Below are 14582 nucleotides of genomic sequence, written 5' to 3' on the forward strand. Positions count from 1 at the left end.
CTACTCATTTATCCTTTTTTGTCATAAACGACAAATTCATAATTGTAGGGGTTCTTTTCGTCACGATGGCCTTTTTCGCGTGATACAACCGTCCATTCGTTTTCATTGTAATCAGGAAAGTAGCGGTCTCCTTCAAACGCATGGTGAATATGCGTGATATATAGACGATTCGCATATGGCATCATTTCTTCATACAGCTTAGACCCGCCGATGATAAATAACTCTGTCTCGTTCTCCCCGATTGCCAAAATATCAGCAATGGAATGGACAACCTCGCATCCTTCTGTTTCAAAAGAAGAACTTGTCGTCAAAACGATATTACGGCGGTTAGGAAGCGCTCGTCCGATTGATTCAAACGTTTTTCTGCCCATGACAATCGTATGGCCGCCTGTGACCTTCTTAAAATACGCTAAATCAGCTGGTAAATGCCAAGGCATTTGATTATCTTGACCAATGACTCTGTCTTTTCCTGTCGCCACAATCATTGAAATCATACACTGACTTCTCCTTTGATATGCGGATGTGGATCATAGTTCTCAAGTACAAAATCATCGAACGTGAAATCAAAAATGCTTTTCACATCTCTTGTGATGCGAAGCTGCGGAAGCGTGCGTTCCTCGCGCTCTAGCTGCATTTTCACCTGCGGAAGATGATTCTGATAAATATGAGCATCTCCTAGCGTATGAATAAACTCTCCTGGCTCAAGATTTGTAACTTTGGCAATCATCATCGTGAGAAGGGCATATGAAGCAATATTAAATGGCACGCCTAAAAAGATATCTGCCGATCTTTGATAAAGCTGGCAGGAAAGCTTCCCGTTTGATACGTAAAATTGAAACAGACAATGACATGGAGGCAGCGCCATTTGATCAATTTCACCCGGGTTCCAAGCGCTGACGATCAGTCTTCTTGAATTCGGATTATGCTCGATATCGTGGATCAGCTTTGTGATCTGATCCACAGTCTCACCGTCCCCACTAGCCCAAGATCGCCACTGCGCTCCGTACACACGGCCCAGTTCGCCATTATCATCTGCCCATTCGTTCCAAATCCGGACGCCATTTTCCTGAAGATATTTGACATTTGTATCACCTTTTAAAAACCACAGTAACTCATGAATAATTGATTTCAGGTGCAATTTCTTTGTTGTTAAAAGCGGAAATCCTTCCTGCAAATCAAATCTCATCTGGTAACCGAACGTGCTGATTGTACCTGTTCCCGTTCTGTCACCTTTTTCATCCCCGTGCTGTAATACATGACGGCATAACTCTTTGTATTGTTTCATTTTTTTCATCCTTTATTTATGTTCTTGTTGTAGTTTACCTTATTTCTGCTTTTGTTTAAACCAAAAAAACATGCCTGCATGATGAGCAGACATGTTTTTCTTTTTATACTTGATTCACTCGATCCTGCTCTTCGTCCTTAATATCTTGGTGTGAGTGAGCAATACGGCTAGCTGCTGCTGCGGCAAGCGCGGCGACAAGGTCATCAAGGAAGGTATGCACTTCACCTGGACGACCTTCATCTAATTCTCGAATAATACCAAATTTCTCTTTATCTAAATAACCGAAGTTGGTCAAACCGATTGATCCATATACATTGACAATGGAAAGCGGAATAATTTCATCAATACCATATAGCGGCTCGTCTGTTTCAACTAAGTGCTGCAATGGTTCTGGCAATAGCTTTTTTTCAGCCAGCTGATCAAGGGCAAGTCCTGTTAAAACCGCATGGACAATTTCCCTTTTATTCAACACTTTTTCAACATTTTCAATACAGACACTAAGTGGAAGGTTTGGATGATATTTTTCTTGAAGCTTTAGCACAATATGTGCAATATCTTCAATTTTCACTCCACGTTCGTTTAACATTTGTTTTGTAATCTGCACCATTTCGTTCATTGTATACTTTTTCAATTGGCATGACATCTCCTTCTAGTGGCTCATCCAGCTCGGCGGGGTGTTTTTGTCCCAGTAAATATTACCGAGTTCATGATGCGTCTGGAATCCATCTTCTGCTGTATGGTAGTGAAAGTTAAACCAATATCCGCTGTGTGGCGGCTGATCTCTTCTCACATGAAAACGGAGCAAATCTTCTCCAGTCTTCCGGTTGTAGATGTGGAAGATTTTTTCGCCATTTCCGCTTGAAGGCTGATCAGTTAACACAACATCTTGAAATTTTTCGTCATCTTTGAAATTTGTTAAAACATCAGTTAACACTTGTTCAATTTTCGGTTGAATCTCTTCTCTGTACTCGTCTTCAATGACAGGTGTGATTTTACGGCCGAATTTGAGAAAGGATTGATTTTCTGCACTTGATAGAACCTCCTCCTTATATTGCTCAAAGGGGTCTACCTGCTCTTTGTTGTCCTCTTGCGATAGTTCCCAGCTGCGCAATTCATCTGATGTATCATAAACCGCTGTATAAGGCGTTTTATCAGATGAAGAAAGTTCAGATAGCTTGTCTGTCATCAAAGCCGACGGAGGAGAGATCAAACCAAAAGTTGCAATTGTAAAGAGCGCAACAAGCGTTTTTCTCATCCACATCTTCATGATATCTAATTCCTTCCATAAGTTATCATACTGCTATTCTAGCATATAATGAATTTTCAGTCATTCAATTTGGTCACTGATTTGAGACTTTCTTTTTCATAATAAAACGTTTACAATGACAGTAATGACGACTAAAATTTGGGAGGAATGGGTATGCTTGAAGGGTTTTTCATCACAGCTTCCTTGCTGACACTGTTTTATTTTATCTATATGGAGATTACGGATTAAAAGCCCTTAAAAGGGCTTTTTCAGATTGTTGACAAAGGGCTAAAATAATCTTGATTTTAGCCCTTTGTCTTCTATTCAGCGTGATAGAAAACCTTTGAAGTCTAGGAAGGACGAGCACTGGAATGGAGCGAATTTGACATTCGTGAGTACCGGAGCGCAGGACTGACAACGAATGCAAGGGTTTGTCTACACGCTGTAAAAGCCCTTAGTGAGGGCTTTTTTCTTTCTCAATATAACCATAATGAAATTGGGCTGTTTTTCGTTTTATGACGTGAAATTGAAAGGATTCCGCTGTAAATCGTGTACTTTTCCAATGATCTTTTAAAACCACTCTTTTTCTTGCCACTCTTAACGCCTCTTGCACGGCTATTTCGTGATCAAAGTGGTGCTCTGCCGCATGACGCAGCGGCGCTATACTTGTAGATTCTTGAATCGTTTCCTCAAACATCGGATCAAAATAGACAATATCAAATGAACGGTCAGGACACTGCTTTAGCTGCTCGATACTGTCTCCACTGATCACAGATATCCGTTTCATCGCTTCATCTGCTTCTTCTATCCCTGTTTCCCATGTGTTCAGTCCTTCTCGCACTAGTAACGCCGTAATGGGATTCTTTTCTATACCGACGACCCTTCCATTCCTGCCTATCGCACAGCTTGCAGTAATAGCATCAGACCCTAAGCCAAGTGTGCAATCTAAAAGGGAATCTCCCGGCTTTAGCTGGGCTGCTTCGATTAAAGGATCCTTTTCTCCGCGCAAGAGCCGCTTCACCCTGAACATCGCTGAGCTTGGATGAAAAAAGAACTTTTCACCATTGGGCTGATACCATTCGAATCTTTCTTTCCCGACAACAAGTACATCTCCTCGTTTCATCGCAAGCTGCTTGACGGATTGTTTGCGTCTTTCTACATACTCACCATGTAAATCCTCTGCAAGAGCCTTCGCTGTTTCAATCGTTTGTTCATTTGCTCTAAAGCTTGTTGTAATGAGCATATTGTTCCTCCATCATGATCAAGAAAAAATGCCCTGATCTGATCACAGGGCATTTCAACACTTGTATTAGCAATGTTTTTCGAATGCAGTTAAGACATTTTTCATGATATCTTCCATTTCATGACCTTCAATTTCGTCACGCGGGATAAAATGAACGAGTTCATTTCCTTTTAAAAGGGCCATAGAAGGAGATGATGGCTCTTCACCCGTGAAGTATTCTCTCATTTTTGCCGTTGCTTCCCGATCCTGCCCAGCAAATACTGTGACGATTCTGTCTGGAGCTTTTTCTGCCTTCATCACAGCTTGAGTCGCTGCTGGGCGTGCTAATCCGGCAGCACATCCGCATACAGAATTAATGACAACAAATGTTGTTCCTTCAGCTTCTTGCATGGTTTGTTCTACTTCTTCTTCCGTCTTAAGTTCTTGAAATCCTGCACTTGTCAGCTCTTGGCGCATTGGCACAACGAGCTGGCGCATATATTCTTCATATGCCATTGACATAAAAAAGCCCCCTCTAAAAATCCTTATGTTGTGAATAAAGGATACTATAGAGAGAGCCAATTTTCAAATCTTCCATATCAGATTAAATTTTCATGATTCCGCCTGTATTGGCTGATGTCACAAGTTTTGAATATCTAGCAAGATAGCCAGTTTTCACTTTTGGCTCAAAGCCTTTCCAGTTTGCTTTTCTTTTTTTCCATTCTTCCTCTGGAACATCGACGCTTAAAATGCGTTGTTCAATATCAACCACGACATGGTCACCATTTTCAACAAAGGCGAGCGGGCCGCCTTCAGCTGCCTCTGGAGAGACGTGTCCAATGGACAAACCACGAGAAGCGCCGGAAAAACGTCCGTCAGTAATTAAAGCAACCTTTGGCCCAAGTCCCATGCCGACAATTTGTGAAGTTGGTGCAAGCATTTCTGGCATACCAGGTCCGCCTTTAGGTCCTTCATAGCGAATAATGACAACATGTCCTGCTTCTACTTTTCTATTAATGATGCCTTCAAGAGCTTCTTCTTGGGATTCAAATACGATCGCAGGTCCTTCGTGACGTGTGATCCCATCTTGTACCCCGCCCGTTTTAATGATGGCTCCATCTGGCGCAAGGTTTCCAAATAAAACGGCTAAGCCGCCCTTTTCAGTAAATGGCTTATCGATTGGATAAATGACGTTATAGTCTTTTACCTCATGTCCTGCAATGTTCTCACCAAGCGTTTTCGCTGTGACGGTCATTGTATCTAAATGAAGTGCGCCTTCTTTTTTGGACAATTCATTTAGCGCAGCTGTGACGCCGCCTGCTTCATGTAAATCCTCAATATAAACATCCGAAGCTGGAGCAAGTTTTGATAAATGAGGCACACGCTCAGCTACTTCATTGATACGTTCAAGTGAATATTCAACACCTGCTTCATTTGCGATCGCCAGTGTGTGAAGAACGGTATTGGTTGAACCACCAAGTGCCATATCTAATGCAAATGCGTTATCAATTGCTTTTTCAGTAACAATATCACGTGGTTTAATATCCTTTTTAATGAGCTCCATCAGTTGTTTTGCTGACTTTTTCGCAAATTCTCTTCGCTCTGGTGATGTAGCCAAAATCGTTCCATTTCCAGGAAGAGCAATTCCAAGCGCCTCTGCTAAACAGTTCATTGAGTTTGCTGTAAACATACCTGAACAAGAACCGCAGGTTGGACAGCCAAACTGTTCTAATTCATTTAATTCCTCTTCGTTAATTTTACCTGACTGGTATGCACCAACGCCTTCAAATACAGAAGAAAGAGAAATCTTTCTGCCATCACTTGTTCTACCCGCTTCCATCGGTCCACCGCTGACAAAGACAGTCGGAATATTGACACGCATCGCTGCCATCATCATCCCTGGTGTAATTTTATCGCAGTTAGGAATACAAACCATTCCATCAAACCAGTGAGCAGATACAACGGTTTCTACAGAGTCAGCAATGATTTCACGGCTTGGTAATGAATATCTCATCCCGATATGACCCATCGCAATTCCATCATCGACCCCAATCGTATTGAATTCAAATGGGACCCCGCCAGCTTCACGAATGGCTTCTTTCACAATTTTCCCGAATTCCTGAAGATGGACATGTCCTGGGACAATATCAATATAGGAATTACATACGGCAATAAATGGCTTGCCGAAGTCCTCATCCTTTACCCCCGCCGCTCTTAGTAAGCTTCGGTGAGGTGCTCTGTCAATTCCTTGTTTAATCATATTACTGCGTAGTTCTGCCATCTGTTTAAAAAGCCTCCTATACTACAAGTCTTGTTGACTGCATGATTTTGAGTTGATTTTATTTTACAAATTTTCTGTTTATTTAGCCACCGATGAATGACTGATGACCCATATGTCTGCTGAAACTAGCGCTCAGCAAGGTTCGTGTCATAAAATCTGACCTCCAATATTCTATATTGGTACTACTATATAGAGTTTTTTCGCATATTTCAACAATATTCAAAATAATTTTTCTAAAAAAATTTTTCTGTCTATCACTTTAAGAAAAACAAGCTGCCTTTCATTGGCAGCTTGCTCATATTTCTCATCATTCTGATGCATTTTTTCTACTTTCTGTCATTTGCTTCCATACAGAGCCTTTCGCTTCTTCTCCGTGCTCAATGCGCTCAATCGCCATTTTCACTTGAAGGCTGACTTCAAATTCAGGGTCTTGCTCAGCTTCTTTTAATGCGTCAAGTGCTGTTTCGTCACCTTCTTCATAGAGGAACATAGCTGCACGCCAGCGGACAAGTTTACTCGGATCCTTTAAAGCTTCGATCATTGCTTCCATAGCGCTAGGGTCACCAAGGTCTGAAATACAGTCTCCAGCGGTTCTGCGGACCGTCACAGTTTTGTCTTTAAGTCCCTTATATAATATAGGCAGTATAGCAGGATCTTCAATCATTCCAGCATTCACAACGGCTTGTCTGCGAATGGATGTTTTTGGGTCCTCCATCGCTTTCATTAAAACAGGTATATCCTTTTGCTCTGGCTGCATTTGCTCTAAATGGGCAAAACGCTTTTTCCAATCTTCCTCGCGCAGCATGTCTTCTGTTACATCATATGCCTTTCGGTTCACCTGTCTATCTACGGCTTCTTGCCCTTCTTTGACCGCCTCTGTTAAGCGGGCTAAACGCTCGTCATCATAGGCTGCTTGCAGCTCTTCTGTGACTTCCTGGCCGATATCAGCAAAGTCACCAAAACGAACGCCATGTTCTTTCCACACACGTTCAAATACGACATTGTCTGAACTGCTTCTGAGCTTTAAAATGGCTGCTTGGAAGCGTTCAGGCATTCCGAACCGCTCTTCTCTTTCACCGTCCGTTAATTTGACTTGCATCGGAATCCCATTAAACATTTGGACAAACACTTTGACTTCGCCAAATGTGTCACCGCCTGACTGCGGTCCTTCCTGAAGGCCTTCTGTTTCTTGACCAAAAGCTTCTCTCACCTGTTGTAAAATGCCCTGCCAGTCAAACTTTGCATTACGCTCGACCGCTAAGAAATCTGCGACATGATAAACACCTTTTACACCTTCAATGTTCAAAATGCGCTTGATCATCTCTGGCGCTTCGTCTTTTTGATCCTTTTTGTAGTTGTTGCTTTTACCGCCGGCAAGTGCTTCTGTCAAAATGACCTTCATGGTATTTGGACTTGGCGTCGGTTCTATCGCTGTTATTTTCATCTATACATCCTCCTTACACACATAAAGACCCTACTCATCTGTAAGGCCGCATTCTTCTTTCCACGTCTTGATAAATAAGCTCATCAATTCATGCCGCTCCTCAGCAAGCTGCTTTCCTGCAGAGGTGTTCATCAAGTCTTTTAATTTGAGCAATTTTTCTTCCATATGCTTTAGCACGGAGCCCTGCTGCATGTTCTTTGTATAGTGGGGCTCCCCTTTTGCGCCTGCATAAGTAAACACTCTTGCAATACCGCTTGCTCCTATCGCATCGAGTCTATCTGCGTCTTGAACAATGGCCCCTTCTAACGTCATAGGCCTATTCTGCTTATGTCGATGACGAAAAGACATCGTGGTAATGATATCCATGATATAACGAATATCCCGCGTATTAACTTCCCAAGAAAGGAGCTGATGCTCAAGTTGTTGCGGTGAAAGCTTCCATTCACTCGACAGCTTTTCATCAATGACATCATGAACAATCGCCGCCATTTCAATAATAAAAAGAGAGCCGCCTTCCTGATTAGCAATCTGGCGGGCAAGCTGGCGCACACGATCAATATGAGCCGCATCGTGTCCAGTCGGTTCATATTTCAGCTGATCTGAAACAAAGGAGGCAGCTGCCTCCAATTGTTTTTTCTGCATGACTGTGAGCACCTTATTTGTCCAAAAGAGCGATGATGGAGCTTTCTAATTCTTTTGGTGATGTTTTCGGAGAGAACCGCTCAGTGACTTCTCCGTTTTGATCCACGATAAATTTTGTGAAATTCCATTTCACTGTTTTCGTTCCAAGTACACCTTTTGCATGACTTGTTAAATGTTTGAAAAGCGGATGCGCATTGTCACCATTGACATCTACTTTCGCAAACATAGGGAAGGTTACGCCATAATTCAAAGAACAGAATTCCTGAATCGCTTCTTCCCCTTCTGGCTCCTGGTTCATAAATTGGTTGCACGGAAATCCTAAAATTTCAAGGCCCTTTTCATGATATTGATCATATAGCTCTTGCAATTGTTTGAATTGAGGAGTCAGTCCACATTTACTTGCTGTGTTGACAATAATGAGTACTTTTCCTTTGTAATCTGCCATTGATTGTTCCTGACCGTTAATGGTCTTGACCTGAATATCATAAATTGACATCTCATAGCCTCCTAGGATTCACTTTTTCCTATCGTAACATGCTTCTTTTATAAAATCGCTTTTTATGCCTCCTGTTAAAAGAGCCCTGTCACACTGCCGTCTTCTAATAAATCCATCTCGAGCGCCGCAGGTTTTTTAGGTAATCCAGGCATTGTCAGAATGCTTCCGGTTAAAGCAACAATAAAGCCTGCTCCTACAGATGGTTTTAACTCACGAATCGTAATGGTAAAGCCCTTAGGTCTCCCAATTAAAGCTGGATCATCCGAAAGTGAATATTGCGTTTTTGCCATACAAACCGGTAAATGACCCCAGTCGTTTTTCTCGATGGCTGCCAGCTGCTTTCTTGCTTTTGAAGTGAGTGTGACCCCGTCTGCTCCATAAACCACTTGGGCAACTTTAGATAACTTTTCTTCGATGGAATCATTTTCTTCATACAAATAGGAAAAGTGGTTCTTCTTCTTTTCAATAAGTGTCGCGAGTTCCTCGGCAAGTGCTGTTCCGCCTTCGCCTCCTTCTTCCCATACATTCACAGCTTTGACTGGATGGCCATGTGCGTGGCACCAATCTTCTATCGATTGAATCTCTTCTTTTGTATCAGTGATAAACCTGTTTACTGCGACGATGTATGGAAGACCGAAGGCTTGCACAGTTTCAATATGCTTTTCTAAATTATGTATACCTTCTAATACGGCATGTGCATTCTCTTCTTTGAGTTCAGTTTTCTTCATTCCGCCATGCATCTTTAATGCTCTGACAGTCGCCACAATGACAACTGCACCAGGCTTGAAATCACCAGCTCTTGTTTTAATGTGCAGGAACTTTTCTGCTCCAAGATCTGCTCCAAATCCAGCTTCTGTTACCACATAATCAGCTAATTTCGCCGCCATTTTGGTTGCAATTAAACTATTACATCCATGCGCAATATTGGCAAAAGGACCGCCATGTACTAGGGCCGGAGTTCCTTCAATCGTTTGAACAAGATTCGGTTTGAGCGCGTCTTTTAAAAGTAACGTAAGAACACCTTCATATCCAAGTGCTCCAACTGTGACTGGCTCGCCATCTTGATTATAGGCAACAACAATAGAAGAAAGACGTTTTTTTAAATCGGTTAAGTCTTCTGCTAAACAAAGGATGGCCATCATTTCGGAGGCAACTGTGATGTCAAATCCGTCTTCTCTAGGATACCCATTTAACTGACCGCCAAGTCCGACAACGACCTGTCTTAATGCACGATCGTTTAAATCAAGCACTCGCTTCCATACAATGCGGCGCGAGTCGATGCCGAGTTCATTTCCGTGATGGATATGGTTATCAATGAACGCAGATAAGGCATTATGTGCAGAAGTAATGGCATGAAAATCTCCTGTAAAATGAAGATTGATTTCTTCCATTGGCAGCACTTGTGAATATCCTCCACCCGCTGCACCGCCTTTTATGCCCATTGTAGGACCTAATGAAGGCTCGCGCATCGCAATGATTGCTTTTTTCCCAATTTTTTCGAAGGCTTGACCGAGGCCGACTGTTACGGTGGACTTCCCCTCACCTGCTGGCGTTGGATTGATCGATGTGACAAGAATCACATGTCCTTCTTTTTGTTCTTTTAAACGGTCAAAAATAGTCAAAGATATTTTCGCTTTTGTGAAACCATAGCATTCTAATTCTTCGTCATGTATTTGTAGCTTTGCTGCGATGTCTTGAATAGGTCTCAGCTTTGCCTTTTGGGCGATGTCAATATCTGATAAATGCTTTGTGATCATAAATAAACGGCCTCCTTTTTTTCCAGAAACAGCTTTGTTTTTGCTCTGTTTTTTATTGTAACATAATTGAAACATTGAAATATCGCCAGAAAGTTCCTATAATGAAATGAAATTAGCTTTGGTTCAGGGGGTGGCGAGTTGCCTATTAACATACCAGTTCATCTGCCGGCAAAACAAATACTAGAGAGCGAAAACATTTTCGTCATGGATGAGACAAGGGCATTCAAGCAAGATATCCGTCCTTTGAATATCGTGATCTTAAATTTAATGCCAAAAAAAATACAAACTGAAACGCAGCTGCTAAGAATGCTCGGAAATTCTCCTTTGCAAGTGTACTTTACGTTTTTGATTCCAAGTACGCATACACCGAAGAATACGTCGAGAGAGCATCTAGATGAATTTTATACGACCTTTGAATCGATTCGCCATAAGAAATTTGATGGAATGATCATCACCGGCGCACCAATTGAGCATTTAGCTTTTGAAGAAGTATCCTATTGGAAAGAGCTTCAGGACATCTTGGACTGGAGTAAAACCAATGTGACGTCTACCCTTCATATTTGCTGGGGTGCACAGGCAGGCCTATATCACCATTATGGGATTGAAAAAATCAAGCTTCCCGAGAAAAAATTTGGCGTATTTGAGCATCTTGTGAAAGAGAAAAAAGAAAGATTAGTCAGAGGTTTCGATGAAGTATACTATGTCCCACATTCGAGGCATACAGATATTAATACAGAACAATTAAAAAACACACCGAATTTGAAAGTATTGAGTATCTCTGAAGAAGCGGGTGTTTGTTTAATTGTTTCAGATGATGATAAACAAGTATTTTTAACTGGACATCCAGAATATGATACGGACACATTGAAGCAGGAATATGAAAGAGATTTGTTGAAGCATGATACAGTCCAAAAACCTGTCCACTATTTTATAGAAGATGGTGACACATTAGTCCCAGTGAATCGCTGGAAAGCCCATGCCACTTTACTGTTTATGAATTGGCTCAATTATTATGTTTATCAAGAAACACCATACGTTTGGGAATAAAATAGACTGTGGTCTGATGATAAATGGTCAAAATGTGTTAAAATACAAATGGCTCTGTCTTCCATTATCAATTTAGTCTCGTTGTTTTTTAAAATTAGTTTAATTCTTTCGTAACGAATGATATGCTCTGGCTGTTTATATGTTATCTTTATGTATATGTAGACCTATGAGATTAATAGTTTTCGTACGAAGTTTTGTTGTTGTTGATTACATTTGAGGTGAATATTCTTGAATACCAATAAAAAAATATTAATCTTGACCGCAAATTATGGAAATGGACATATGCAGGTGGCTAAAACACTGTATGATGAATGCAAATCCCAAGGGTTTGAACATGTTGTAGTTTCTAATTTGTATCAAGAATCAAATCCCATTGTGTCGGAAGTGACTCAATATTTATACTTGAAGAGCTTTTCCATTGGGAAACAATTTTATCGCTTGTTTTATTATGGTGTAGATAAAATTTACAATAAACGCAAATTTAACATTTATTTAAAAATGGGAAATAAGCGTCTTGATGAACTCATTCAATTACACAATCCGGATATCATTATTATTACATTCCCGATGATTGTTGTTCCAGAATACCGGAACAAAACAGGCAAAGTCATCCCGACATTTAATGTCATGACAGATTTCTGTCTTCATAAGATTTGGGTACATGAAAACATCGACCGGTACTATGTTGCAACCGATTATGTGAAACAAAAATTAGTGGAAATCGGCACACATCCAAGCGATGTCAAAGTGACAGGCATTCCTATTAGACCACAATTTGAAGCAGACGTGCCAAAATCGAAGATTTATAAAAAATATGGATTATCATCAAACAAAAAAGTTCTTCTGATTATGGCCGGTGCTCATGGTGTACTGAAAAATGTCAAGGAATTATGTGAAGCGCTGCTTCTAGACAGTGAAGTACAAATTGTTGTTGTATGCGGAAAGAACGAAGCGCTGAAACAATCACTGAGCGATCTTGAACAAGCACATCCAGATCAATTGAAGGCGCTTGGATATGTGGAACAAATTGATGAATTGTTCAGAGTAACAGATTGTATGATCACAAAACCAGGCGGCATTACTTTAACAGAAGCAACAGCAATCGGTGTTCCGGTCATTCTTTACAAGCCTGTCCCTGGACAAGAAAAGGAAAATGCACATTTCTTTGAAGATTATGGTGCGGCCATCGTCATCAACAGACATGAAGACATTTTAGAATCTGTGACCAACTTGCTGCAAGATGAAGAAAAGTTAGAAGTCATGAAACAAAACATTAAAAAACTGCACTTAAAGCATTCTTCTCAAACCATTTTGGAAGATATCGTTGAGCAATCAGATCTCATCACGAATAACAAAACGTATGCTCGTGCATTATCATAAAAAGGTGTCCGTCAATGACGGACACCTTTTTCTTTATCCTTGATTTCCATTTGTTGTGTACACTTCTTCAAACGGCTGCACGACAACAAAACCGCTTCCGCTAAATTTCATTTGAATAGACTCTCCGCTTCCTCTGCCAATAAAGGTTTTGAATGAAACATCTGTCACAAATTCAGTTTTTAAATCCCCTGACCATGCAACTGTCGCGTTCGGATCTGTATATACAGAGTCACCCGGCTGAACAATCAATGTGAGCGGCTCATAATGACTCGTAATCGCAACAAGGCCTGGTCCTTCTAATTTGACATTAAATAAACCGCCTGCAAGCATGCCCGACACTTTTTTCATCAATTTGATATCCCAGCGCACTGACGGTTCAAATGCGAGCAGATCATTCCCATTCACAAAAATGGAATCCCCTTGAGCCAAACGAAGAATTGAGATTTTTTTGCCTTGATCTGCCACATATAATTTCCCGTCACCTGTTGCCTTCATGAGTGAAGTGCCTTCTCCCGACAGCATTTTTTTGAACATCTTTGAGACGCCATGTTCAAAAACGCCCTCGCGTTCAAACTTGATTTTGCCTCGGTACGAAACCATGGAACCTGTTTTTGCCCAAATGGTATCAGTCAAATTAATTTCTAAAAGTCTTGATGTTTCAAGTTCGAAGACCCCTTCTCCTTTATCTTCCTGCTGCGTATTCTGAACAAATTCTTCAAGTGTATAACGATTCATGATAGCACCTCTTCCTGTATTTTTTTTATATACGGACAAGGTGTGCATAAAGTTTCAGAAAATGGGGACGTTTTAGCTATTATTGTTATTCGCCAAAAAAAATCAAATATTCTGCTCAAAATTTGGCTCTTCCGCTTGACGCTTTACTTTTGATGGTGTATAGTGGAACCATCATTTAACAACTGCAAAGTCGTTAGGTGATGAAAATTTTTTTTAGTATGCCAAAAGGTATGCTACAGTACTAGGAGGAAAAAGCAATATGCAAAACGGTAAAGTAAAATGGTTCAATAATGAAAAAGGTTTCGGCTTCATTGAAGTTGAAGGCGGAGACGATGTATTCGTTCACTTCACAGCTATCGAAGGTGACGGCTACAAGTCTTTAGAAGAAGGACAAGAAGTTTCTTTTGAAATCGTTGAAGGTAATCGTGGACCTCAAGCTGCAAACGTAACAAAAATCTAATCAACTAAATCAATGATGTAAAGACAAAATAAAGAGAGGCCTATGCCTCTCTTATTTGATTTTCAGCTGAATTTCAATCGCTAAAATATTTTGCTTCAGTCGTTGTTCAATTTCAGAGATATCTTTTTCGAGAAAAGGTCTTCCCTTCTTTGCTACATCTACTAGTTGCTCTAGATCGCTGTACACCTCTTGAAATGTTCGATGTAATACCGTTTCGAACTCCTGATTATTCATACCGGCCTTCCCCTTTTCCTCTAATATCCGTCACTTAGTCGAAAAGTAACTCAACCAAAACTTTCTATAGTTATATCGGCTCATTTTTCAGAATATGTTCTTTTTTTACACATTCTATTCGTTTTTTTTCATGAACGGATGTTTGAGCAGGGAAAACCGGTGCGTCCGCTTACTTTTTGAGCAGCGTCTGTCCATATTCTTTTATTTTCTCTCCAACGGTGCATTGCTGTATACAAAAGGAATGGGCATATTTTTTGCCAAATTCTTTCCGAAAATGCTTCTTAATCAAACAATCTGAACAATACGTGTCTTGAAGATCGGTCAATTCTTGTACTGCTGTTTTTTTATCCACA

The 14582-nt window shown here is 40.8% G+C and carries 17 protein-coding genes; 3 read left to right on the top strand and 14 right to left on the bottom strand.

The genetic code is table 11. The features are described from left to right. Positions 1-8: 8 nt before the first annotated feature. The 11 genes from folA to GKC25_RS09455 all read right to left on the bottom strand — a co-directional run bounded on the left by folA (position 9) and on the right by GKC25_RS09455 (position 10373). On the bottom strand, positions 9-494 hold the full coding sequence (gene folA, locus GKC25_RS09405) for a type 3 dihydrofolate reductase (RefSeq protein ID WP_342689768.1): 486 nt from the start codon (positions 492-494) through the stop codon (positions 9-11). Next, positions 491-1285 carry a thymidylate synthase gene (locus GKC25_RS09410; RefSeq protein WP_034660982.1) on the bottom strand — a complete coding sequence of 265 codons (795 nt, stop codon included), beginning with the start codon at positions 1283-1285 and terminating at the stop codon, positions 491-493. Before GKC25_RS09410 ends, folA begins: the two co-directional genes overlap by 4 nt. A gap of 103 nt (positions 1286-1388) precedes the next feature. Then, positions 1389-1916, bottom strand: a complete 528-nt coding sequence (locus GKC25_RS09415; protein ID WP_034660983.1) for a phosphatidylglycerophosphatase A family protein — start codon at positions 1914-1916, stop codon at positions 1389-1391. Positions 1917-1934: 18 nt separating this feature from the next. Further along, positions 1935-2552 (bottom strand): YpjP family protein, encoded by a 618-nt coding sequence (locus GKC25_RS09420; RefSeq protein WP_342689769.1) that lies wholly within the window; start codon positions 2550-2552, stop codon positions 1935-1937. A 433-nt stretch (positions 2553-2985) separates the two neighbouring features. Continuing rightward, positions 2986-3774 (bottom strand): class I SAM-dependent methyltransferase, encoded by a 789-nt coding sequence (locus GKC25_RS09425; RefSeq protein ID WP_342689770.1) that lies wholly within the window; start codon positions 3772-3774, stop codon positions 2986-2988. A gap of 66 nt (positions 3775-3840) precedes the next feature. Further along, on the bottom strand, positions 3841-4275 hold the full coding sequence (locus tag GKC25_RS09430) for a BrxA/BrxB family bacilliredoxin (RefSeq protein ID WP_034660988.1): 435 nt from the start codon (positions 4273-4275) through the stop codon (positions 3841-3843). Positions 4276-4357: 82 nt separating this feature from the next. After that, on the bottom strand, positions 4358-6034 hold the full coding sequence (gene ilvD / locus GKC25_RS09435) for a dihydroxy-acid dehydratase (RefSeq protein WP_106037921.1): 1677 nt from the start codon (positions 6032-6034) through the stop codon (positions 4358-4360). A gap of 307 nt (positions 6035-6341) precedes the next feature. Further along, entirely contained in the window at positions 6342-7478 is a 1137-nt protein-coding gene (locus tag GKC25_RS09440; protein ID WP_034660989.1) for a conserved virulence factor C family protein, read from the bottom strand. A gap of 30 nt (positions 7479-7508) precedes the next feature. Beyond that, complete coding sequence (locus GKC25_RS09445) at positions 7509-8120, bottom strand: HD domain-containing protein (protein WP_034660990.1); 612 nt, start codon at positions 8118-8120, stop codon at positions 7509-7511. 13 nt (positions 8121-8133) lie between these two features. Beyond that, on the bottom strand, positions 8134-8616 hold the full coding sequence (locus GKC25_RS09450; protein ID WP_034660991.1) for a glutathione peroxidase: 483 nt from the start codon (positions 8614-8616) through the stop codon (positions 8134-8136). A 74-nt stretch (positions 8617-8690) separates the two neighbouring features. Next, positions 8691-10373, bottom strand: coding sequence for a formate--tetrahydrofolate ligase (locus GKC25_RS09455; protein WP_034660993.1), 1683 nt, complete (start codon positions 10371-10373; stop codon positions 8691-8693). A 138-nt stretch (positions 10374-10511) separates the two neighbouring features. Between GKC25_RS09455 and metA the strand changes: the two genes are divergently transcribed. Beyond that, positions 10512-11420 (top strand): homoserine O-acetyltransferase MetA, encoded by a 909-nt coding sequence (metA, locus tag GKC25_RS09460; protein WP_034660994.1) that lies wholly within the window; start codon positions 10512-10514, stop codon positions 11418-11420. A 228-nt stretch (positions 11421-11648) separates the two neighbouring features. Beyond that, complete coding sequence (locus GKC25_RS09465) at positions 11649-12800, top strand: diglucosyl diacylglycerol synthase (protein WP_034660995.1); 1152 nt, start codon at positions 11649-11651, stop codon at positions 12798-12800. 33 nt (positions 12801-12833) lie between these two features. Here the strand turns inward: GKC25_RS09465 and GKC25_RS09470 are convergent, their stop codons facing one another. Further along, positions 12834-13535, bottom strand: coding sequence for an AIM24 family protein (locus GKC25_RS09470; RefSeq protein ID WP_034660996.1), 702 nt, complete (start codon positions 13533-13535; stop codon positions 12834-12836). 259 nt (positions 13536-13794) lie between these two features. Here GKC25_RS09470 and cspD point away from each other — a divergent pair, with 259 nt between their 5' ends. After that, complete coding sequence (cspD, locus tag GKC25_RS09475) at positions 13795-13995, top strand: cold-shock protein CspD (protein WP_003215784.1); 201 nt, start codon at positions 13795-13797, stop codon at positions 13993-13995. 51 nt (positions 13996-14046) lie between these two features. Here the strand turns inward: cspD and GKC25_RS09480 are convergent, their stop codons facing one another. Then, the gene (locus tag GKC25_RS09480) at positions 14047-14229 is read right to left on the bottom strand and encodes a hypothetical protein (protein WP_034660997.1); all 183 of its coding nucleotides are present in this window, start codon (positions 14227-14229) and stop codon (positions 14047-14049) included. A gap of 169 nt (positions 14230-14398) precedes the next feature. Further along, the gene (locus tag GKC25_RS09485) at positions 14399-14581 is read right to left on the bottom strand and encodes a zinc-finger domain-containing protein (protein WP_003215998.1); all 183 of its coding nucleotides are present in this window, start codon (positions 14579-14581) and stop codon (positions 14399-14401) included. Position 14582: the final 1 nt, after the last annotated feature.

It is taken from the genome of Bacillus pumilus, from assembly GCF_038738535.1.
GTDB lineage: Bacteria > Bacillota > Bacilli > Bacillales > Bacillaceae > Bacillus.

Excerpts from the sequence above, each read along its gene's own strand:
- folA (WP_342689768.1), bottom strand. The coding sequence starts at position 494 with ATGATTTCAATGATTGTGGCGACAGGAAAAGACAGAGTCATTGGTCAA.
- GKC25_RS09410 (WP_034660982.1), bottom strand. The coding sequence starts at position 1,285 with ATGAAACAATACAAAGAGTTATGCCGTCATGTATTACAGCACGGGGAT.
- GKC25_RS09420 (WP_342689769.1), bottom strand. The coding sequence starts at position 2,552 with ATGAAGATGTGGATGAGAAAAACGCTTGTTGCGCTCTTTACAATTGCA.
- GKC25_RS09425 (WP_342689770.1), bottom strand. The coding sequence starts at position 3,774 with ATGCTCATTACAACAAGCTTTAGAGCAAATGAACAAACGATTGAAACA.
- GKC25_RS09430 (WP_034660988.1), bottom strand. The coding sequence starts at position 4,275 with ATGTCAATGGCATATGAAGAATATATGCGCCAGCTCGTTGTGCCAATG.
- ilvD (WP_106037921.1), bottom strand. The coding sequence starts at position 6,034 with ATGGCAGAACTACGCAGTAATATGATTAAACAAGGAATTGACAGAGCA.
- GKC25_RS09440 (WP_034660989.1), bottom strand. The coding sequence starts at position 7,478 with ATGAAAATAACAGCGATAGAACCGACGCCAAGTCCAAATACCATGAAG.
- GKC25_RS09445 (WP_034660990.1), bottom strand. The coding sequence starts at position 8,120 with ATGCAGAAAAAACAATTGGAGGCAGCTGCCTCCTTTGTTTCAGATCAG.
- GKC25_RS09450 (WP_034660991.1), bottom strand. The coding sequence starts at position 8,616 with ATGTCAATTTATGATATTCAGGTCAAGACCATTAACGGTCAGGAACAA.
- GKC25_RS09455 (WP_034660993.1), bottom strand. The coding sequence starts at position 10,373 with ATGATCACAAAGCATTTATCAGATATTGACATCGCCCAAAAGGCAAAG.
- GKC25_RS09470 (WP_034660996.1), bottom strand. The coding sequence starts at position 13,535 with ATGAATCGTTATACACTTGAAGAATTTGTTCAGAATACGCAGCAGGAA.
- cspD (WP_003215784.1), top strand. The coding sequence starts at position 13,795 with ATGCAAAACGGTAAAGTAAAATGGTTCAATAATGAAAAAGGTTTCGGC.
- GKC25_RS09480 (WP_034660997.1), bottom strand. The coding sequence starts at position 14,229 with ATGAATAATCAGGAGTTCGAAACGGTATTACATCGAACATTTCAAGAG.